Genomic DNA, 19,472 nt, shown 5'->3' with positions numbered 1-19,472 from the left:
CCTATATGGGTTTTGAATCATTTTCAGGCGGAGCAGAAGGGCTCACCTTCGACGATGTCCTCATCGTCCCCGGCTACAGCGAAGTTTTACCTTCCGAAGTCGATATTTCAGCAGAATTGGTGCCAGGCATCCGGCTCAAGGCCCCTGTACTCTCCGCTGCTATGGATACCGTGACCGATTCGCGTCTTGCAATTGCGATTGCGCGCATTGGGGGTATCGGTATCATCCACCGTAACATGTCACCCGAGGCACAGGCTGCAGAGGTCTACAAAGTCAAGCGCTCCGAGTCAGGCATGATTTCCGATCCCGTCTGGCTCCCCGAAACCGCGACGCTTGCCGAGGCTGAGCATCTCATGGAAACCTATCGCATCTCTGGCATTCCTGTGGTCGATCCGCAAACGGAGCGGCTCGTCGGCATCATCACCAACCGCGACAGACGTTTCTGCGGCCCGGAGGACATGCAGAAGCCGATTTCCGAATTCATGACAAAGCAGAATCTCGTCACCGCGCCTGCGGGCACTTCGATTGAAGAAGCGAAAGCTATTCTTCGCCAGCACAAAATCGAAAAACTTCCCCTCGTGGACAGCGAGGGGCGCCTCAAAGGCCTCATCACCATCAAAGACATTTTCAAGAGAGATGAATATCCCGATGCCGCTACAGACAGCCGCGGAAGGCTTCTTGCGGGTGCTGCAGTCGGTGTAGGAGCCGACCTCGAGGAACGCGTCGCCCTCCTTGCATCTCGCGGCGTCGATGTGCTCGTAGTAGATACAGCCCATGGCCACTCGAAAAAGGTCATCGATGCTATCAGGCGCATCAGGTCGGCTGCTCCGCATATTCCTGTCATCGCGGGCAATGTGGTGACCGCAGAGGGTACGCGCGCGCTCATCGAAGCTGGCGCATCGGCAGTCAAGGTTGGTGTCGGTGCCGGCTCGATCTGCACAACGCGCATCATTTCGGGAGCCGGCATGCCCCAACTGTCCGCAATCTATGAGTGTGCCAAGGCCGCCCGTGCCTATGGGATCCCTGTCATCGCCGATGGCGGTATCCGCTATTCTGGCGATATTGTCAAAGCCATCGCTGCAGGTGCCGAAACTGTGATGCTCGGCAGCCTCCTCGCCGGGCTCGAAGAAGCGCCGGGCGAGCTTGTGCTGTACGAGGGCCGCCAGTTCAAGAGCTATCGCGGAATGGGCTCGGTTGGCGCCCTCCAGGGCTATGGCCGCGACCGCTATGGCTCCGGCCAGAGCAATGGCAAGCTTGTTCCCGAAGGCGTGGAGGGCATGGTTCCCTACCGCGGCAAGCTTTCGGATTACATGGTACAGATGTTGGGCGGCCTCCGCTCGGGCATGGGCTACGCCGGCGCCCGCACTTTCACTGAACTCCGCAAAGCCCGCATGGTGCGCATAACCGCCGCCGCCTACGCCGAGAGTCACCCGCACAGCATCGTGATCACTAAGGAAGCGCCGAACTACCAGAAGAGGGATTGAGCGCCCGTCTGCGTCCGCCAGCCCGCCTGCGCCCCGTGCTGACAGTCGAAGCGCACAAGATGCCGATATTGCTTTTGCCTGTTTTCAGAGTGTATAAAGGGCTGTGACCTTCAGACAATTTTCCGGTATAGTGGAACTCCGGACCAAGATCGTAAGTGCGTCGACCTACAGCATTGGCCTTTTGTATGCGCTTGCCGTGAAAGGCTCCGTCGATCCGCTCAAAGCGCTACTGCTGGGCGTCGCGGGCTTACTGGTGGATATGGGGACTACTGGTTTCAATACGTATTTTGACTGGTACCGCAATGTGGACGATCCCCGGTTCAACAGGGAAGAGGCGAAGGTCCTGATTCACGAAGGAGTTTCCCCCGGCTCGGCTTTAGGAATAAGCCTCATATGTTTCGGGCTCGCGGGCGCTATCGGGTTTGCGCTCACCTGGATGGTCGGACTGCCGCTTATGGTGCTGGGGCTCTGCTCGATGCTCGTAGGTTTCTTTTACAGCGCAGGCCCAAAACCGATATCAAGCACTCCTTTTGGTGAGCTTTTTGCAGGTGGGTTTCTGGGATCTGTCTATTTCTGCATATGTCTTTATGTACTTACAGGCACTATCTCCGGCCGGTTTCTGCTTGTATCGCTTCCCCAGACTCTTGCAATTGCCGCGATTCTGTCCGCGAATAATGCCTGCGATATAGAGGGCGATTCCGCCGCGGGACGGTGGACCTTGGCCGTCGTCCTTGGGAAGGCTCTCGCTCCTTTGCTTATTTATGTTGAAATGGGTTCTGCGCTGCTCTTGCTTATGATTTTCGGCTTTTCCGGGATTCTTCCTCTGTATTCAGCGTGGTGCGCAATGCTGGGCGGTATCGGCGTGGTTTTTATTCTGAACCGGATGCATCGTATTGGCTATTCACATGAGACAAAAGGGCCAATCATGGGGAAAATATCGCTTGCTTTCATGGTTCAGTCAGCAGCCCAGATTGCTGCTCTGTCCTTAATGCTCATTTTTAGCAAAGGTTTTCTGAATTAAGTTGAGGAACATACTCCGCTTTTTCTTTTCCCGGTGTTTGCCATTCCTTAAGGCGTTTTATATACAATGTTCGTGACATTATGCATTTGTTGACAAGCATCACGGCATAGCCTTATACTCCTTCTGTAGTTCCTTATATTTTTGAAAAAATAACGGTGATTGCCCATGGCTTTTTCTTTTTACATCCGTATACCTTTTACTTCGGATGGATCGTTTTTCGGTCCCGGTGTCAATGAGTTGCTCCATAATATCGATACCGCCAAGTCGCTCTCCGCAGCCGCAAATATGATGGGGATGTCCTATTCCAAAGCGTGGAAGATCATCCACGTTGCAGAAAAGAAACTGGGCTATCCGCTGACAGTGAAGAGCATCGGCGGGGCGGCAGGCGGAGGCTCATCCCTTACCGAAAAAGGCCGCTCCTTCATGGAGCGGTACGATGCCTTCGTAGCCGATTCGTACAAGGCAGTTGAGGCCTGTTTTCAACGCTATTTCCCCGAGGCACAACAGTGAAACTTATCCGTACGCAGGACGCAGTGGGTCATATCCTCTGTCATGACATGACGCAGATTATCGTGGGGGTGACCAAGGATGCCCGTTTTCGCAAGGGGCATGTTGTCAGGGAAGAGGATATTCCTGTCCTTCTTTCTATGGGGAAGGAGAACCTCTATGTGTGGGAGAAGCAGGAGGGCATGCTCCACGAAAACGAGGCTGCCGAGATCCTCTGCAATGCCACAAAAAACGACCACATGGAGAGGAGCGAGGTCAAGGAGGGGAAGATCGAGTTGAAAGCCACGTGCGAAGGTGTGCTGCAGATCGATCTGGAGCGGTTGCTCCGCATCAACAGCCTTGGGGATGTCATAATCGCCACGCGCCACAATTATGCCCGGGTGAAAAAGGGCGACAAGCTGGCCGGCATGCGGGTCATTCCCCTGGTGATCGATGCGGCAAAGATGGATCAGGTAGCGGCTATCGCTGGTGTTTCCAACCCTGTGCTCTCCATAAAGCCGTATGTGATCAGGCGCTGTACAGTCCTGGTAACCGGCAACGAGGTCAAGAAGGGCATCATCGAGGATACCTTCTCCCGAGTCGTCGAGAAAAAGCTCGCCGAAGTAGGCGTGTCGGTCTCCAGGAAGATTCTGACCGGAGACGACGAGGTCTATATTAGCTCCTGCATCAAGCAGGCCGTCGCTGATGGGGAAGAGATGGTGCTCTGCACGGGAGGCATGAGCGTCGACCCCGACGACCGGACCCCGAAGGCCATTAGGAACAGCGGGGCGAGGATCGTAAGTTACGGGGCTCCTGTACTACCCGGTGCGATGTTCCTTGTCTCCTACATCGGCGACGTGCCGGTCCTCGGCCTTCCGGGATGCGTCATGTATGAGGACAGGACGATTTTCGACATTCTGCTGCCCCGTTTCGTGGCGCGGATTCCCGTCACAGCTCACGATATCGCCTCCCTCGGCAATGGCGGGCTCTGTCTGAAGTGTCGTACCTGCACCTTTCCCAACTGTGGGTTCGGCAACGGAGGCATTTAGATGAATGGTGCAATGACCCATGTCGATGAGGACGGCAAGGCCATCATGGTCGATGTCTCTGCTAAGGTGGATACGAAACGCACGGCCATCGCGTCCGGCAGGATCTTTATGAGCAGGCAGGCCTTCGATGCCATCGCCGGTGGGACCGTCCCGAAGGGGGATGTGCTCGCCGCAGCCCGCATTGCCGGTATCATGGCTACCAAGCAGACATCGTCCCTCATTCCCCTCTGTCATAACCTGCTGTTGACTTCCGCCCAGCTCGATTTTCGACTTCTGTCCGAGGAGTGTGCCATAGAGGCAGTCTGTACAGTTGCCTCTACGGGGAAGACGGGAGTTGAGATGGAAGCTCTCACGGGAGCGACCATCTCTCTGTTGACCATCTATGACTTCTGCAAGGCAATCGACCGTTCAATGCATGTGGAGGATGTCCATCTCCAGTTCAAGGATGGAGGAAAGAGCGGGTGCTATGACCGACGGTGATGCCGGGCTCCGGGACTCCTTCGGTCGGATCCACACCTATCTCAGGCTCTCGGTGACGGAGGCTTGCAACTATCGCTGTCGTTACTGCGGGCCGGGAGTCGTTCACCGGGGTCTATCCGATGACCAGTTGGTCTTCCTTTGTTCCCTGTTCCGATCCATGGGCATACGAGCCCTGCGCATTACCGGTGGGGAACCGACTGTTCGCCCTGGGCTCATCCCGCTGATTGCCCGACTCTCTTCGCTTGGATTCGAACGGCTTGCGTTGACCACCAATGGCACAAGCCTCGTTCGGGACGCCCGTGCCTTAAAAGAGGCAGGCATCCAATCGGTGAACGTCAGTCTCGATGCCGTCGATGCGGACTTGTATGCTTCCCTGACGGGAGGCTTCCCGGTCCGGCCCGTGCTGGAGGGTATCGCTGCGGCCCTGTCCGAAGGCCTTGCGGTCAAGCTCAATTGCGTGCTCCTCGCCGACACCTACAGGAATCAGGTCCGTCAGTTGATGGCCTTTGCACGGAAGCTCGGCATTCCCCTCCGCTTTATCGAGCTGATGCCCTTCGGAGACGGAGCTCGATGGGAAGGGGTTTCCACGGCGACTCTCGTCGCCTTTCTTGGCGAGGAGTACGGGGAAGAGGCGTCCCCCCGCGGGCCTAAGGGCTCGGAGCCCTGGGGATCCGGTCCCGCGGAATATCGGCGCTTCGGCGGCGTCGACGTCGGGTTCATCGGAGCATTGACCAGCTGCTTCTGTTCGCAGTGCCAGCGGCTCCGTCTCACCAATGAAGGACAGCTGAAGACCTGTCTCTATCACCCGGATCGTCTGGATATCAGGCAGTTACTCGAGCGCGGCAGCCCACCTGAGGAAATTTGCCGCCGCATCGAGGCATTCGTGCTAAGGAAGCAGCTTCGTCATGCGTTTCAGACGGGACCGGTCGAGTGGCCGCTCTCTTCTGTCGGAGGTTAAGGACGTGCAAAGGGGAATGATTAAGGCGATCTGTGCCAGCAGTGAAAAGGGAACGCCAAAACGGCCGATGAAAGAGGCCACTCTGAAGGCAAACTGGGGCATCGAGGGCGATGCCCATGCCGGTACATGGCATCGACAGATCAGCCTGCTCTCGGCCGACACGGTCGATGCCTTCAACCGGCAGGGGGCGAATGTCGCCGATGGCGATTTTGGCGAGAACCTCCTCGCGTATGGTCTCGATTTCCCCTGTCTGCCGGTGGGGACAGCCCTTGTCTGTGGCGATGTGGTACTGCGCATGACCCAGATCGGCAAGGTTTGTCACAGCGGGTGCGATATCCAGAAACGAATGGGAAAGTGCATCATGCCCACCGAAGGGGCCTTCGCCAGGGTACTCCACGGGGGAATTCTAAGGCCTGGCATGCCGATCGAGGCCTATACGGCACAGCGCGTTTTCATCCTCTGCGCTTCCGACAAGGGATATGCGGGAGAGCGGAAGGATGAAAGTACTCCCGCACTGCACCATTTAGTGACAGAAGAGGGATATGAGGTTGTCGGTACCGCGCTCTTGCCCGATGACCGGGAGCAGCTCTCCGCCCTGATGGCGCGCATCTGCGATTCCTATACCGCTGACCTGCTTCTGACTACCGGCGGCACCGGCCTTTCGCTCAGGGATGTTACGCCGGAGGCGACAATCGACATCGCGGAGCGGATGGTTCCAGGCCTCGCCGAACTGATGAGGTTGCGGAGTCTCTCCGTCACGGCACGGGCTTCACTCAGCCGCGCGGTCTGTGCAACGCGCAAACAAACGCTCATCGTCAATCTTCCTGGCAGTCCCAAGGCCGCGGTGGAAAATCTCCAGGCTATTCTGGAATCACTGCCCCACGGCCTGGCTATTCTGCAAGGGACCCAGGGCGAATGTGCCGTGGATTCACATATATAGAAAAGAGAGGGGAAATTATGAAGAAACGGTTTTTCGTATGTCTGTTTGTCTTGTTGAGCGTTGTCGCGGGATTCGCCCAGGGCTCTTCCAGGCAGAAAACCGAGTTGCTGATCAGCGCCGCGGCCAGTCTGATGGATTGCATGAATGAGTTGAAGGCCGTCTACATGGCAAAGAATCCGTCGATCATAATCCGCTGCAACTACGGATCTTCCGGGGCTCTGCAGCAGCAGATCGAGCAGGGAGCTCCTGCAGACCTGTTTTTTTCCGCTGGGCTCAAGCAGATGCAAGCTCTCATCGACAAGGGGCTGATGGATACTTCGACGGTCAGGAACATCCTGGAAAACTACGTCGTCCTCGTCGTCCCCAAGAACGGGATCAAGCTCTCCAGCTTTGACGATCTGCGCAATCCCTCTGTGACGAAGATCGGCCTTGGCGATCCCAAGTCGGTACCCGCTGGCCAGTATGCAGTACAAGTGTTCAGGAACCTGGGGCTCAGTGATGCCATTGCAGGCAAGCTGGTGCTGGCAAAGGATGTTCGGGAGGTCCTGTTCTGGGTTGAAACCGGCAATGTCGATGCAGGCGTCGTCTATTCCACTGATGCCCAGATCAGCGACAAGGTGACCGTTTCGGCCATTGCTCCCGAGAACAGCCACCAGAAGATCGTCTATCCCGTCGGCGTCGTAAAGGATAGTGCTCATCCCAAGGAAGCAAAAGCGTTCGAGGACTTCCTGTTCTGCGACGAGGCTGCCAGAATCTTTGCCAAGTACGGGTTTTCGGTTATCTAGCCTATGTTTGACCTTTCTCCCCTGTATATCTCTCTCAGAGCCGCCACACTTTCGAGCGCGATCGTCTTCGTCCTCGGTACGGTCGTGGCCAGACTCTGCTATACCATGCAGGGGAGGAAGGCGACCATCGTGGATACGATCCTCACCTTGCCGCTGGTTCTTCCTCCGACGGTCCTCGGGTTCTTCCTGTTGGTTCTGTTCGGCAAGAACGGTCCTTTCGGCATTCTGCTGGCCAAGATAGGACAACGGGGGATCCTCTTTTCCTGGAAAGCCAGCATTATTGCAGCAACGGTGGTCTCGTTTCCCTTGATGTACCGCTCCGCGCTGGGGGCTTTCAGACAGATCGACCAAGAACTTCTTTGGGCTGGAAGGACATTGGGTATGTCCGAATGGAAGCTGTTTGTACATGTCATGGTGCCGGAAGCTTGGCCCGGGCTCATCGCAGGGCTGGCCTTAAGCTTCTCCCGTAGTCTGGGGGAGTTCGGAGCCACCTTGATGATCGCCGGCAATATTCCGGGCAAGACGCAGACTATACCAATGGCCATCTACTTTGCGACTGCGGGAGGCGACATGCAGACGGCATGGATCTGGGTGGGAATCATCGTGGCCATTTCCTGCGTATCGCTCGCGCTGACTACACACTTCGACAGCAGGAGAAAAGGATGAGCCTGGACGTATCCCTGTATCTGAAGGTGGCTCCTTCCGATTCCCACAAGCCTTTCGAACTTGATGTCTCGTTTTGCGTGGCGCAAGGAGAGATACTAGGGTTGCTCGGCCCTTCAGGCAGTGGCAAGAGCATGAGCCTCAGGTGCATCGCGGGAATCATCCACCCCGACAAGGGACATGTCCGGTTGAACGGCCGGGCCTTGTTCGACAGCGGGCGAGAAATCGATCTTCCTTCCCGGGAAAGGAAGGTAGGCTATCTGTTCCAATCCTATGCCCTCTTTCCCCACATGAGCGTCATCAAGAATGTGGCCAGCGGTGTTGGACGGCAAAAGGGAGAATCATACCGAGAGTGGAAGCATCGTGCCGAGCGATATTCCAGAAAGTACATGGAGATGCTCCACATAGAGCAGTTAGCTTCTCGATATCCCCGACAGATCTCGGGAGGCCAGCAGCAGCGGGTTGCCTTGGCTCGACTCTTTGCTTTCCAACCGGAGGCCATCCTGCTGGATGAACCGTTTTCCGCCCTGGATACTGAGCTCAAGGATGCCATCGGCGACGAACTCAAAAAAACGCTGCTCTCCTATGGGTGCCCTGTCATCTTCGTCTCTCACAACGTCGAGGAAGTGAAGCGGTTCTGTTCGAGGACGATCCGCATCAGAGATGGCCGACTCGAATCTCCGGGTGACGAGACAAGAAAGGGGCTTACAGTCACGCAATGACAGTACAAAGCGCCATTGTTGATGATATCAAGAAAGCAGCACCCGCCACAGTGCTGTAACAAATCATACACATTCATGTCAGGGATGCCGTGGAGTTGCCGAGCTTTCGCCGAAAAAAAAGCCGAGACCGGGAATCGAACCCGGTACCTGCGCATTACGAGTGCGCCGCTCTGCCAAATGAGCTATCTCGGCTCGAAATTACCGCGCGTACTATAGCAGAAAGAAGAGTCTGAAATCAAGGCCGGCCTTTTAAACGCGGCCGCTTGCAGATGCGGCTTCCATGCCTGTACCGTCGCCTTCTATTGCACCTACGAGCATATTACTCTTCCAATGTGTGAATTTCTTCAAGAGGCGCAGCGGAAGCTGCCTGGTCTTCGAATGGCTTCGATATTTTTATGAAATTAGGGGGATTGCGGAATATCGCTTTTATATAGAAATAAAAATCGTCATTTTCCCCATAATACGTCGGAATGTGACCGATAAGGCTATAGCCTGCATTCTCGAGGGCTTGCTCTCCCAGGCTGTCTCTTTTTACCGAAGAAATTTCTACGCGTATGACTGCAAAAGGGATTTTCTTGAGAAGTTCAGCATCGATCATATCGAAAAGATGCTGGATTGCCGAGCTTGAGCGATAGTCTTGATCAAGTACGATAAATCGTATGTCAAAGGTGAAATTGCGCCCCGAGACGCGATGGATGAGCGCGAATGCAACCAGCGTTTTGCCATCGCGCAGCTCAAGGAGGGTATAGGGATCCCCGGGAGACTGTTTCCAGTCCTTGAGGATCTCGATCATCAGATCGATTTCAACTCCTTTGAACGCATTGCTGTTTGCGGTGACAGTTTCGTACTCTTTAAAATTGAATGATGAAAGCATTCTCCTGCCTTTTTCTAAATCATCATGCATAAATATAAGGCATCAGAGCGATTTTGTAAACCTGTATTTTTACACTCGTAAGAATAAAATCGCGTGTACCAAAACCTGTTCATCCAGAAAATTGGCATCTTTTTCTTGTTCATACTACAATATAGCGCAAGGCGGGTAAGGTTACAATTTGAATCTCATTTTCCCGAAAATATCCAAAAAGCGCGCTGGGGCTCGCGTTTTTCCGAGCGCGAACATATCCCAAGCAGGCTGCCTAGCTGGCGCTCTGCGAGGATCGATGCAGGCAGCTTGTTTTTATCCCGGAGCCAGCTTCGCATAAATATTCATAAAATATTTACATATATATACTTATCAAATTCAGCATTGACGATTCGGGAAACCCGTGGGAATATAAGCAGGGAGGAAATAACGTATGCCAATGGGTGACAAATATGGAACACATCGCGTAATTGAACCGGCAGGCGCAATGCCGCAGACTGCGCAGAAGCTCGACAATGACATGTCGAAGTTATTCGATAATGAGATTCTGGTTGATGTTATCGCACTCAATATCGACTCTGCAAGTTTCACGCAAATCGAAAATGAAGCCGCTGGCGACGAGGAAAAAATCAAGGCAATTATCATGAATATTGTCAGTACGCGCGGGAAACAGCAGAACCCTGTTACGGGCTCAGGTGGCATGTTTATCGGGCGCGTGGCGAAAATCGGGCCAGCACTCGCAAGCCGCGACCTCAAGCCAGGCGACAAGATTGCAAGCCTCGTCTCGCTATCGCTTACACCGCTCAAAATCGACCGCATTCTGGCCGTGCACAAGGATATCGACCGCGTCGAGATTGAAGGGCAGGCAATTCTTTTTGAATCAGGAATTTACGCAAAGCTTCCCGATGATATGGATGAGCGGCTTGCGCTCGCGGCGCTCGATGTGGCAGGCGCGCCCGCACAGACGGCAAAGCTTGTAAAGCCGGGCGACAAAGTTCTGGTGCTTGGGGCAGGCGGGAAATCGGGCCTTTTATGCTGCTACGAAGCGATGAAGCGCGTCGGCCCCACAGGGCGAGTCGTAGCGAATATCCATTCCGAGCGCTCGCGGACATATATCCAGGATATGGGGCTTGCTCACGAAATCGTCGTTGCCGACGCAACAAAGCCTGTCGAATTTCTGACCCAGGTACTCTCTGCAAACAAGGGGCACGAATTCGATATTGCGATCAGCTGTGTGAATATCCAGGGCACGGAGATGGCGGCGATTCTTCCTGTTCGCGACGGGGGCATAGTGTACTTTTTCTCGATGGCAACGAGCTTTACAAGAGCAGCCCTTGGCGCGGAAGGTGTCGGAAAGGATGTGCTCATGATTATCGGCAATGGCTATACCAAGGACCACGCAGAAATCACGCTGTGGGAGCTGCGCGAGAATCCCAAGCTCAGAGCATTCTTTGAATCGCAATATGTAAAATAAAAGAGCTTGCATATCCCGAAAGGAGGCCAGAATGGCAGCAAAAGAATATCCCAGGCTCAAGCTCGACAGATCGATGCAGATGTATACCGAGGCAAAGGAAATTTGCCCGGGCGGCATAATGGGCATCCGCAGGCCATACAACTTTGTCGAGGGAGAGTACCCGATTTTTCTTGAGCGCGGATATGCCGGCCACATTATCGATGTGGATGGCAATGACTATATCGACATGCTGTGCGCCTACGGGCCGATAATTCTCGGGTACAACGAGCCCGAGATTACTCAAGCGGTGCAGGCCCAGCTCGAAAAAGGCTTTTGCTTTTCGCTGGTCCAGCCTATCCAGAATGAACTCGAACGCAGGCTTGTGTCGCTGATTCCCTGCGCCGAGCAGGCAATTCTTGTCAAAACCGGCTCCGATGCAACGAGCCTTGCGGTTCGTATTGCGCGCGGATATACGGACCGCAAGTATATTCTTCGCTGTGGCTATCATGGCTGGCACGACTGGTGCGTCGAGGTGCAGGGCGGCGTGCCCGAGGAAATTTCGAGCCTCACCATCGAATTCGAATACGGAAAGCTCGACGATCTCGAAGAAAAGCTAGCTGCCCACAAAGGCGAGGTAGCCGGAGTGATCATCACCCCTGTAGGGCATCCGAATGCAAAGCCGGTTATGGCCCCGCCTCCAGGCTATCTCGAAGCAGTAAAAGAACTTGTGCATGCCTATGGCGCGGTGCTGATCTTTGACGAAGTCCGCACAGGGTTCAGGGTTTCGATGGGTGGTGCGCAGGAGCGCTATGGCGTGACGCCAGACCTTGGCACCTTTGGCAAAGCGCTCGCCAACGGCTATGCAATCAGTGCGGTTGTCGGAAAGCGCGAGGTAATGCAGGTCGCCGAAAAGAAAGTGTTTGTGTCATCGACCTTTTTCCCAAACAGCCTTGAAATGGTCGCGGCCATGAAGTGCCTCGATATTCTCGAACGAGAAAAAGTGCCCGATTCGCTCTGGAAGCGCGGCACACAATTTCTGGCGCGGCTTCGCGAAATCGCTGAGCGCTCGGGCATGCCGGTGACGGTTTCGGGCATTCCGCCCATGCCGTATATGACATTCAACCCTCACCCTGCCGACAAAGAAAAAACCTATCGCGCGCGGCGCGAATATTTTTACACCCAGACCATACGCCGCGGGCTTTTCATTCAGCCGTACCATCATTGGTATATTGCTCACCGGCATACCGATGCTGATCTCGAAAAGGCGCTGGCCGCAATCGAAGAAGCGCTCGAGCTCACCGCCAGGCGATTCCCGATAGGGAGCTGAGGAGACCATATGGATAGAAAAATGGTGATCACGTGCGCGTGCACCGGCGCAGAGACAACCAAGGCCCAGAATCCCGCCTTGCCCGTCACACCCGAGGAAATCGCCGACGCCGCATACGATGCCTGGCGGGCTGGTGCTGCGATTTTGCACCTCCATGTCCGGGATGGGAAGGGCAACCCCACCATGAGCCCGCGCATCTTTAAAAAAACGATGGAGCTCATCCGACGCAAATGCGACATTGTAATAGAAATCACGACAGGCGGTGCAGTTGGCGACAGCCCCGAAGCGCGCCTTGCTCCTCTCGTCGAGCTCGAACCCGAGATGGCCAGCCTTGATTGCGGTACGGTCAATTTCGGCAACGACTACATTGTGAACCCGCTGCCGGTCATGCGGCGCTTTGCCGAGGCTTTCAGGAAGTCCAGAGTCCGCCCGACGCTCGAGTGCTTCGATGTGGGGCATGTGTATGCCTCTCGCATCCTTATCGATGAGGGGCTTGTCGAGCCGCCCTTCCATTATGGTTTTGTGCTGAATGTTCCCGGGTCGGTGCCATATTCGATTGAAAACCTGCTTGCTTTCCAGCACGCGCTTCCTTCAGGCTCGTTTTTTACTGTGATGGGCATCGGCCGGGCCTCGTTGCCTGCTCAATATGGAGCGATTGCTGCAGGCGGATGGATCCGAGTCGGCTTCGAAGACAATGTGTATTACGCAAAAGGCCAGCTGGCCGCATCCAACGCGGAGCTTGTCGAGCGTGCCGCGCGCATTGCAAAAGAAGCGCAGTTCGGCATTGCAACGAGCGATGACGTGCGCTCCATGCTCAAGCTCAGGAGATGAACATGCAGGAATTCCCTTCGTTCGACTGGCGGCGGATCCCACTCTACAAAGAAGTGACTGCTAAAGAATGGTACGACTGGCACTGGCAAATGGCCCACAACATTCGCGATATTGATACGCTGGCACAGGTTGTCCCGCTTACTGACAAAGAGCGCCATGATATCAGCGAAGTGCTCAAAGTGTTCCGCATGGCGATTACGCCCTACTATGCGTCGCTGATCGATCCAGCGAATCCCGTGTGCCCGGTGCGCCTGCAAGCAATTCCGCGCATCCAGGAAACGCACTTTCTCGCTTCCGACCAGGTCGACCCTCTGCACGAAGATGTCGACTCTCCAGTGCCGGGGCTCACGCATCGCTATCCCGATCGCGTGCTGCTTTTGGCTACCAATATCTGTTCGATGAACTGCCGCCACTGCACCCGCCGCCGCTTTGTCGGCCACGAAGACGCTCATCAATCCGAAGAGCTCATCGATGCCGCAGTCGAGTACATCAGAAAAACCCCGATAATCCGCGACGTGCTTATTTCGGGAGGCGATCCCTTCGTCATGTCGACCGAGCGGCTCGAGCGCATTATCGCAAAAGTGCGGGCAATTCCTACCGTCGAAATTATCCGTATCGGCACGCGCACGCCTGTCGTTATGCCCATGCGCGTTACCGACGAACTCGTGAACATGCTCAAGAAATACCACCCAATCTATGTGAATACCCACTTCAACCATCCAAAAGAACTAACAAAAGAAGCCAAGGAAGCCTGCGAAAAGCTCGCCGATGCCGGCATCCCCTTGGGCAACCAGAGCGTGCTTCTGCGCGATATCAACGACTGCCCGGTGCTCATGAAAAAGTTAGTGCAAAAGCTTTTGGTTATTCGCGTAAAACCTTACTATATCTATCAATGCGATATGTCACTTGGGATTTCACACTTCCGGACCACCGTATCCAAGGGCATCGAAATAATCGAAAACCTGCGCGGCCACACCTCCGGAATGGCCGTGCCGACCTTTGTCATCGATGCACCGGGCGGCGGCGGCAAAATTCCAGTCATGCCGGATTACCTCATCACATCGAACGAAAAGCGGGTCATCCTGCGCAATTACGAAGGCGTCATCACCTCCTATGAGGAGCCCGAAACATACCACGAGGACTGCGGCCAATGCCGCATCTGCTACGATGAGCCCTGGCTCAATCCAACCTGCGGCGTTGCAAAGCTGCTGAGCGGCGAGGAAAAGGTGCTTGAGCCAAAAAATCTCAAGCGCGGGAAATGCTAAAGCCTATGTCGCTTAATGCTGCGCTTTTTGCAGGACGCGTGAATTTTATTGCAGGTTTTGCCGCAGCAAGCGGGAAGACCATGCTGGCGAAGGCTATACTTGCGCTGCTTCGCGAAAAAGGCTTGAAATGCGCGCTGATTTCTGCGGGGTACGAGGGTGGAGGCCGGGAGCCTGCGGGTGCGCCTGCCTTGAAAATGCCGAGCTTGGAAATGCCGACCTTCGAAGTAGAGAAGGGCGAAGTGTTCTCGACCGCCGCCAACGCGCTGCCGTTTCTCGATTGCATGCCGGAGCTCATCGCAGGTCCGGTGGGTTCCAGTGCGCTGGGGCCGATAGTGCTGGCTCGCGCAGAAAGGTCTGGAAGCGCGATCCTAGCAGGGCCAGCCCGAAGCGAAGCGCTTGCAACGCTCGTCGAAGCGGCGCGGCACCTGCGCGGGATCGATGCAGTCATCATCGATGGGACACTGGATCGCCTAACGCAGATATCAGTGCTTCCTGACCCGCAATTGTACTGCGCGGTCCGCGCTGATCGGGCGGATTGCCAGCAGATTGCAAAACGCATGGCTACTTTTTATCAGCTTGTCCATTTGCCTAAATGGGATGCGTCCCGAGCACGAGAAGGCGAAGCACTGATTTTCGAAGGGGCTCTTTCGAGCGCCACACTCGAAAAGCACAAAAGCGCAAGGGACATTCCGATACTCATCAAGGACATCACGCGCGTTTTTCTCCGCCCGGACGAAATCGCGTCGCTTTCAGCGCGGGGTAGACTGTTTATCCAGCAAGAAATTTCGTTTCGCGGTTTCGTTGTCGCGCTTAGAGATATCGAACCGGAAGAATTCATGTTCTATCTGCCGCACGATGTCGCCGATTCGATTCTCAGCTGGAACCCATACGAGCATGAAGAGGGTTCGCGCTTTGCTCAACAAGCGCAAGCAGCGGACATCGGGCGTTCAGCCCGATACAAAAGGGGCGATGTATGAAAAAACCTCTGCCTGTGCCGCCGCATGTCCTGTCCTTCAGTCAAGCTGATTCACTTTTTGCGCGCCTTGCGCCTCTGAGCCCCTATGGCAAGGAAAGAGTGGCGGAAATCGGTTTTTTCACCGATTTTGAGGCGCTGGAATCATTCTATGACGATATCGAAGCTGCAGGCGCGGCTCTGGATTCGCTCGAACATTCCGCGCGCCGCGACAAGCTCTTTTGGCACCTTTCGAGGCTGACGCGAATCCCTGAATCGCTGGCTGGCACATCAGGAAATAGTGCCCCCGGCAGCTCCGGTGCGGCCAATTTTTCCGCGAGCAATTCCGCCGCAAAAAAGATTTCCGCAAGCAGCCCATCCAATGCCGATGCATGGGGCCTCATGGAGCTTTTCCTTGTCAAGAAATTTCTCGTCCATTACAAAGGCATTTTCGAATTGCTCGATGATGAAGCGCGGACACGGTTCGGTTTTTTTTTCAGTACCCAGGAATTGCTTGACGTGTTGTCTGCAGGAGGCTCGGATGCCGAGAGCTTTTCGATTTCCGAACGGCATGAGCCAGCTCTGGCAGCAGTGCGTGCGAGGATCGCCAGATTGAGCGAAACAGCCCTCGAGAGGCGCAGAAAGCTCCAGGAGGCTGCCCGCACAGCATACGGCATCGATTTTGCAGGAAGAGAGATGCTCATCCTGCCTGTGGATAAGGCGCTCGATGCGATGGGGAAAGGGCGTCTTGGCCAAGGGCCTTTGCTGGCTGCTGACCCCTACGATTCGCGTTCGATGATGATTCGGCTTGTACCGGATACCGAACTTCTTGAAGCTGAAGAAGCGCGACGCAAGGCGCGGGATGAGGAGAAGCTGCTTGAGCAGGCAGCGATTGTGCGCCTTTCGGCCCTCGTTGTTGCAGCAAAAGACGCATTGCAATCCTATTGCAGGGCCGTGAAGCGGTTTGATTATTCTCTGGCGCAGTGGAAGCTGGCACAGGAATTGGGTATGGTGCGCCCCCGCCTGCGTGCGCGCGGGACGGCTTGCATTCAATGCCATGGCGCGCGTTTCATTCCGCTTGAGGAGGAATGCCGCGAGCGCGGCGTGGCGTATATGCCGCTTGATTTCGAACTGGATACGCCGGTCGGTATCTTGAGCGGATCAAATATGGGCGGCAAAACCTGCGTCCTGCAGACGCTGGTGTTCTTGCAGCTTCTTGCGCAGTGCGGCATGTTTGTGCCGGCTGCGGCATTCGAAACGGTCGTGTTTGGCTGGATCGATGTGATCGGCGCGGCCGGAGAAAGCCGGGGTAGGGGGCTTTCGGCATATGGATTTGAAATTCGGAGATTGATCGAGGTTTTACACGCTGCCAAAAATGAGCCGGGTTTTGCTGTCTTCGACGAGTTTGCTCATACTACGAGCGCAAAAGAAGCCCAAGCATTGATGCAGGCGGCTGTCGAACAGCTCGCTTCGCTTTCGGGAACTGTGGCCTTGTTTGCAACGCATATTGAGTGCTCGCTGCCTGAGGGCAAAGGGACTGCGTACCGCATGGCCGGTCTCGATTCAGAGCGGGCTCGGAGCATAATCGAATCGACACCTGCGCAGAGCGAGCGCTCGCTGGATGCTCTTTTGGCGCAGATCAATTCGCTCATGCAATACAAAGTGATTCGAACCGGCAAGGCGAGCGCACATGCGAAATCCGATGCGCTGGCAGTGGCGCGCCTTCTTGGTCTCGACAAGGATCTCGTTGACAGAGCCCAGGAGTTGCTGGCTGAGAGTGATACGCGGCGGGCTCCGCCGGCTCAGGACAAGCAGAAAGAACGAGGAGCTGAATGATATGGTCACCAACAAGCTCAATTTACCAAAAGAGAAAATCGACCGTGCGCGCGAGCTGGCAAAAAACATTTGCGCGCCAGTGCTTGATTTTATCGATGCGCACACGACCGTCACCGTCGAACGCGCGACACTGCGGCTCCTCGGAGCGGATGGCGTTTCGACAGAAGGAGCGCCCGTCCCGAACCTTGTCGTCGACGCCCTGCGCGACAAAATGAGCGAAGGGGCCGCGGTCTGGTACGCGAATGCGCTTGTGCAGACTGGCCTTGAGCAGGGCGAGCTCGACAGGCGCATCGCCGAAGGCTTCAATATCGCGACCCTCCCCATGGGCGACCGCCAGAAGGCCAAGGAGCTTGCAGCAGCGCTCGCGCGGCGGCAATTCTCCCGCATCGACGCCAACCGCGCCTACCGCGAATCCAAACTCGAAGAATTCAAAGGCCGCAGCCACAGCCCCCTTCTCTACCTCATCGTCGCCACCGGCAACATCTACGAAGATGTCAAACAAGCCCAAGCCGCCGCGCTCGCTGGTGCCGATGTCATCGCCGTTATCCGCACCACGGCACAGAGCCTTCTCGATTACGTACCCTACGGCCCGACCACCGAAGGCTTTGGCGGCACCTACGCAACCCAGGAAAACTTCCGCATCATGCGGCAGGCCCTCGACGAGGTCATGGAGCGCGAGCAGCGCTACATCTACCAGACCAACTACGCATCGGGCCTCTGCATGCCTGAAATAGCGGCGATGGGTGCTCTCGAGCGCCTCGACATGATGCTCAACGACTCGATGTACGGCATCCTTTTCCGCGACATCAACATGTACCGCACCTTTGTCGACCAGCGCTTTAGCCGCATGATCAACGCGTATTCGGGCATCATCATCAACACAGGCGAAGACAACTACCTTACCACCAGCGACGCCTTCGAAAAAGCCTATACCGTCCTCGCTTCGCAGTTCCTGAACGAGCGCTTTGCTTACGCCGCAGGCCTCAAGCCCTGGCAGATGGGCCTCGGCCATGCCTTCGAGATGGATCCTTCAATCGAAAACGGCATTCTCTACGAGCTTGCGCAGGCGCAGATGGCGCGCGAAATCTTCCCGGAACACCCGCTCAAATACATGCCGCCCACCAAGCACATGTCCGGCGACATCTTCAAGGGCCTCGTCATGGACAACATGTTCAACTTCGTGTCCAAGGCGACAGGGCAGGGCATCCACCTTTTGGGCATGCTCACCGAGGCAATCCATACGCCCTTTATGATGGACCGCCACATCGCTGTCGAGACCGCGCTCTACGTGATGAACGGCATCGAGTCCATCATGGACGAGATCGAGTTCAGGCCTGATGGCCTCATTGTGCGCCGCGCTCATGAGGTGCTCGACCGAACGCTAGGCTTCATGGAAGAAGTCGAGCGCATTGGCCTTATGGAGAGCATCGAGAAGGCCATGTTTGCGGATATTTCACGCTCACGCACGGGCGGGAAGGGTTTCGAAGGCATTGTGGAGAAAGGTGAGGGCTATTTCAACCCTGTTGAATCGATGCTTGAGCGCTCGCTTGGGCTGGCGTGAAGCCGGGGGCGGAATACCGGCATAGAGGAGGAAGTCAGTATGGCGCACATCATCAGACCTTACGGCGACACGATGGACGATGGAAAAGTCCAGCTTTCGTTCAGCCTTCCGGTTCCGGCTGGTTCGCGGGCTCTCGAGGCAGCGCGGCGAATTGCGCTGGCCTGGGGCTTCCATGAAGCGGAAGTGGTCCATATGGCGCCCATGTCGGACGAGTTTACCTTCTTTGTGGTCTATGCGGCGACGCAGCATGGCATCGACTGGGACACAGTGGAAGGCGATCGCGACGATTCCGAAAAGCCCATGACGATGGACGAAATCAATGCATTCATTCGAGCTCATATTGGAAGAAAGGTCGTGGTCGTCGGCGCCTGCACCGGCTTCGACGCCCACACTGTCGGTATCGATGCAATCATGAATATGAAGGGCTACAACCATCATTACGGCCTCGAGCGCTACGAAATGATCGAGGCGCACAACCTCGGCGCCCAGGTGCCGAACGAAACACTCATCGACTACGCGGAAGCCCACAATGCCGACGCCATTCTCGTGTCGCAAGTGGTCACTCAGAAAAATTCGCATGTTCATAATTTGACTGAATTTATCGAGCTTCTCGAAGCGAAGGGCGAGCGCGGGAGGTTCATCTGCATTGCGGGCGGCCCGCGTATTTCCAACAAGCTTGCGGCCAAAATCGGCTTCGATGCGGGTTTTGGCCATGGGACGTACGCAGAGGATGTCGCCACATTCATCGTAAAAAAAATGGTCCAGGAGGGCCGGAAATGAGCAAAAAGCGCTTTTCT

The 19,472-nt window shown here is 55.6% G+C and carries 19 protein-coding genes and 1 tRNA gene; 18 read left to right on the top strand and 2 right to left on the bottom strand.

Annotated features, from left to right (window positions below):
- Nucleotides 1–5 precede the first annotated feature (5 nt).
- The 10 genes from guaB to GAP13_RS00505 all read left to right on the top strand — a co-directional run bounded on the left by guaB (nucleotide 6) and on the right by GAP13_RS00505 (nucleotide 8,588).
- A complete protein-coding gene (gene guaB, locus GAP13_RS00550; RefSeq protein WP_158905143.1) occupies nucleotides 6–1,484 on the top strand; it encodes an IMP dehydrogenase in 1,479 nt (492 codons plus the stop codon).
- Between the two features lie 130 nt (nucleotides 1,485–1,614).
- Nucleotides 1,615–2,505, top strand: a complete 891-nt coding sequence (locus tag GAP13_RS00545) for a prenyltransferase (RefSeq protein WP_158905135.1) — start codon at nucleotides 1,615–1,617, stop codon at nucleotides 2,503–2,505.
- Between the two features lie 165 nt (nucleotides 2,506–2,670).
- On the top strand, nucleotides 2,671–3,015 hold the full coding sequence (locus GAP13_RS00540) for a winged helix-turn-helix domain-containing protein (protein WP_158905120.1): 345 nt from the start codon (nucleotides 2,671–2,673) through the stop codon (nucleotides 3,013–3,015).
- On the top strand, nucleotides 3,012–4,040 hold the full coding sequence (locus GAP13_RS00535) for a molybdopterin-binding protein (protein ID WP_186338801.1): 1,029 nt from the start codon (nucleotides 3,012–3,014) through the stop codon (nucleotides 4,038–4,040). Before GAP13_RS00540 ends, GAP13_RS00535 begins: the two co-directional genes overlap by 4 nt.
- The gene (gene moaC / locus GAP13_RS00530) at nucleotides 4,041–4,520 is read left to right on the top strand and encodes a cyclic pyranopterin monophosphate synthase MoaC (protein WP_158905117.1); all 480 of its coding nucleotides are present in this window, start codon (nucleotides 4,041–4,043) and stop codon (nucleotides 4,518–4,520) included.
- Entirely contained in the window at nucleotides 4,507–5,478 is a 972-nt protein-coding gene (locus GAP13_RS00525) for a GTP 3',8-cyclase MoaA (protein ID WP_158905115.1), read from the top strand. Before moaC ends, GAP13_RS00525 begins: the two co-directional genes overlap by 14 nt.
- Before the next feature lie 16 nt (nucleotides 5,479–5,494).
- The gene (locus GAP13_RS00520) at nucleotides 5,495–6,418 is read left to right on the top strand and encodes an MOSC domain-containing protein (protein WP_241864247.1); all 924 of its coding nucleotides are present in this window, start codon (nucleotides 5,495–5,497) and stop codon (nucleotides 6,416–6,418) included.
- A gap of 17 nt (nucleotides 6,419–6,435) precedes the next feature.
- Entirely contained in the window at nucleotides 6,436–7,203 is a 768-nt protein-coding gene (gene modA / locus GAP13_RS00515; RefSeq protein ID WP_158905111.1) for a molybdate ABC transporter substrate-binding protein, read from the top strand.
- 3 nt (nucleotides 7,204–7,206) lie between these two features.
- A complete protein-coding gene (gene modB, locus GAP13_RS00510; protein ID WP_158905109.1) occupies nucleotides 7,207–7,869 on the top strand; it encodes a molybdate ABC transporter permease subunit in 663 nt (220 codons plus the stop codon).
- Nucleotides 7,866–8,588 (top strand): sulfate/molybdate ABC transporter ATP-binding protein, encoded by a 723-nt coding sequence (locus GAP13_RS00505; RefSeq protein ID WP_158905107.1) that lies wholly within the window; start codon nucleotides 7,866–7,868, stop codon nucleotides 8,586–8,588. Before modB ends, GAP13_RS00505 begins: the two co-directional genes overlap by 4 nt.
- A 119-nt stretch (nucleotides 8,589–8,707) precedes the next feature.
- On the opposite strand, the gene GAP13_RS00500 is transcribed toward GAP13_RS00505, so the two are convergent.
- Nucleotides 8,708–8,780: transfer RNA gene (locus tag GAP13_RS00500), tRNA-Thr, on the bottom strand.
- Nucleotides 8,781–8,907: 127 nt separating this feature from the next.
- Nucleotides 8,908–9,462: a hypothetical protein gene (locus GAP13_RS00495; RefSeq protein ID WP_158905105.1), complete on the bottom strand. Its 555-nt coding sequence runs from the start codon at nucleotides 9,460–9,462 to the stop codon at nucleotides 8,908–8,910.
- A gap of 421 nt (nucleotides 9,463–9,883) precedes the next feature.
- On the opposite strand from GAP13_RS00495, the gene kdd reads away from it, so the two are divergent.
- Genes kdd through kamE form a run of 8 tightly spaced genes read left to right on the top strand, consistent with a single transcriptional unit; the run spans nucleotide 9,884 to nucleotide 19,455 of the window.
- The gene (gene kdd / locus GAP13_RS00490) at nucleotides 9,884–10,924 is read left to right on the top strand and encodes an L-erythro-3,5-diaminohexanoate dehydrogenase (protein ID WP_158905103.1); all 1,041 of its coding nucleotides are present in this window, start codon (nucleotides 9,884–9,886) and stop codon (nucleotides 10,922–10,924) included.
- 31 nt (nucleotides 10,925–10,955) lie between these two features.
- The gene (locus tag GAP13_RS00485; protein ID WP_158905101.1) at nucleotides 10,956–12,230 is read left to right on the top strand and encodes an aspartate aminotransferase family protein; all 1,275 of its coding nucleotides are present in this window, start codon (nucleotides 10,956–10,958) and stop codon (nucleotides 12,228–12,230) included.
- 9 nt (nucleotides 12,231–12,239) lie between these two features.
- Nucleotides 12,240–13,061, top strand: a complete 822-nt coding sequence (locus tag GAP13_RS00480) for a beta-keto acid cleavage family enzyme (protein WP_158905099.1) — start codon at nucleotides 12,240–12,242, stop codon at nucleotides 13,059–13,061.
- 2 nt (nucleotides 13,062–13,063) lie between these two features.
- The gene (gene kamA, locus GAP13_RS00475; RefSeq protein WP_158905097.1) at nucleotides 13,064–14,326 is read left to right on the top strand and encodes a lysine 2,3-aminomutase; all 1,263 of its coding nucleotides are present in this window, start codon (nucleotides 13,064–13,066) and stop codon (nucleotides 14,324–14,326) included.
- A 5-nt stretch (nucleotides 14,327–14,331) separates the two neighbouring features.
- Nucleotides 14,332–15,303, top strand: a complete 972-nt coding sequence (locus tag GAP13_RS00470; protein ID WP_158905095.1) for a hypothetical protein — start codon at nucleotides 14,332–14,334, stop codon at nucleotides 15,301–15,303.
- Complete coding sequence (locus GAP13_RS00465; RefSeq protein ID WP_158905093.1) at nucleotides 15,300–17,114, top strand: MutS-related protein; 1,815 nt, start codon at nucleotides 15,300–15,302, stop codon at nucleotides 17,112–17,114. Before GAP13_RS00470 ends, GAP13_RS00465 begins: the two co-directional genes overlap by 4 nt.
- A 1-nt stretch (nucleotide 17,115) precedes the next feature.
- A complete protein-coding gene (gene kamD, locus GAP13_RS00460; protein WP_158905091.1) occupies nucleotides 17,116–18,675 on the top strand; it encodes a lysine 5,6-aminomutase subunit alpha in 1,560 nt (519 codons plus the stop codon).
- Nucleotides 18,676–18,714: 39 nt separating this feature from the next.
- On the top strand, nucleotides 18,715–19,455 hold the full coding sequence (gene kamE / locus GAP13_RS00455) for a lysine 5,6-aminomutase subunit beta (RefSeq protein WP_158905089.1): 741 nt from the start codon (nucleotides 18,715–18,717) through the stop codon (nucleotides 19,453–19,455).
- The last annotated feature ends 17 nt before the right edge of the window (nucleotides 19,456–19,472 follow it).

The sequence above is a fragment of the Rectinema subterraneum genome (assembly GCA_009768935.1).
Classification (GTDB): Bacteria; Spirochaetota; Spirochaetia; order Treponematales; family Rectinemataceae; genus Rectinema; species Rectinema subterraneum.
This window is presented reverse-complemented; position numbering and strand designations above follow the sequence as displayed.

Bases quoted from the DNA above. Each gene is read 5' to 3' on its own strand.
- guaB (WP_158905143.1), top strand. From the start codon at position 6: ATGGGTTTTGAATCATTTTCAGGCGGAGCAGAAGGGCTCACCTTCGAC.
- GAP13_RS00540 (WP_158905120.1), top strand. From the start codon at position 2,671: ATGGCTTTTTCTTTTTACATCCGTATACCTTTTACTTCGGATGGATCG.
- moaC (WP_158905117.1), top strand. From the start codon at position 4,041: ATGAATGGTGCAATGACCCATGTCGATGAGGACGGCAAGGCCATCATG.
- GAP13_RS00525 (WP_158905115.1), top strand. From the start codon at position 4,507: ATGACCGACGGTGATGCCGGGCTCCGGGACTCCTTCGGTCGGATCCAC.
- GAP13_RS00520 (WP_241864247.1), top strand. From the start codon at position 5,495: ATGATTAAGGCGATCTGTGCCAGCAGTGAAAAGGGAACGCCAAAACGG.
- modA (WP_158905111.1), top strand. From the start codon at position 6,436: ATGAAGAAACGGTTTTTCGTATGTCTGTTTGTCTTGTTGAGCGTTGTC.
- modB (WP_158905109.1), top strand. From the start codon at position 7,207: ATGTTTGACCTTTCTCCCCTGTATATCTCTCTCAGAGCCGCCACACTT.
- GAP13_RS00505 (WP_158905107.1), top strand. From the start codon at position 7,866: ATGAGCCTGGACGTATCCCTGTATCTGAAGGTGGCTCCTTCCGATTCC.
- GAP13_RS00495 (WP_158905105.1), bottom strand. From the start codon at position 9,462: ATGCTTTCATCATTCAATTTTAAAGAGTACGAAACTGTCACCGCAAAC.
- kdd (WP_158905103.1), top strand. From the start codon at position 9,884: ATGCCAATGGGTGACAAATATGGAACACATCGCGTAATTGAACCGGCA.
- GAP13_RS00485 (WP_158905101.1), top strand. From the start codon at position 10,956: ATGGCAGCAAAAGAATATCCCAGGCTCAAGCTCGACAGATCGATGCAG.
- GAP13_RS00480 (WP_158905099.1), top strand. From the start codon at position 12,240: ATGGATAGAAAAATGGTGATCACGTGCGCGTGCACCGGCGCAGAGACA.
- kamA (WP_158905097.1), top strand. From the start codon at position 13,064: ATGCAGGAATTCCCTTCGTTCGACTGGCGGCGGATCCCACTCTACAAA.
- GAP13_RS00470 (WP_158905095.1), top strand. From the start codon at position 14,332: ATGTCGCTTAATGCTGCGCTTTTTGCAGGACGCGTGAATTTTATTGCA.
- GAP13_RS00465 (WP_158905093.1), top strand. From the start codon at position 15,300: ATGAAAAAACCTCTGCCTGTGCCGCCGCATGTCCTGTCCTTCAGTCAA.
- kamD (WP_158905091.1), top strand. From the start codon at position 17,116: ATGGTCACCAACAAGCTCAATTTACCAAAAGAGAAAATCGACCGTGCG.
- kamE (WP_158905089.1), top strand. From the start codon at position 18,715: ATGGCGCACATCATCAGACCTTACGGCGACACGATGGACGATGGAAAA.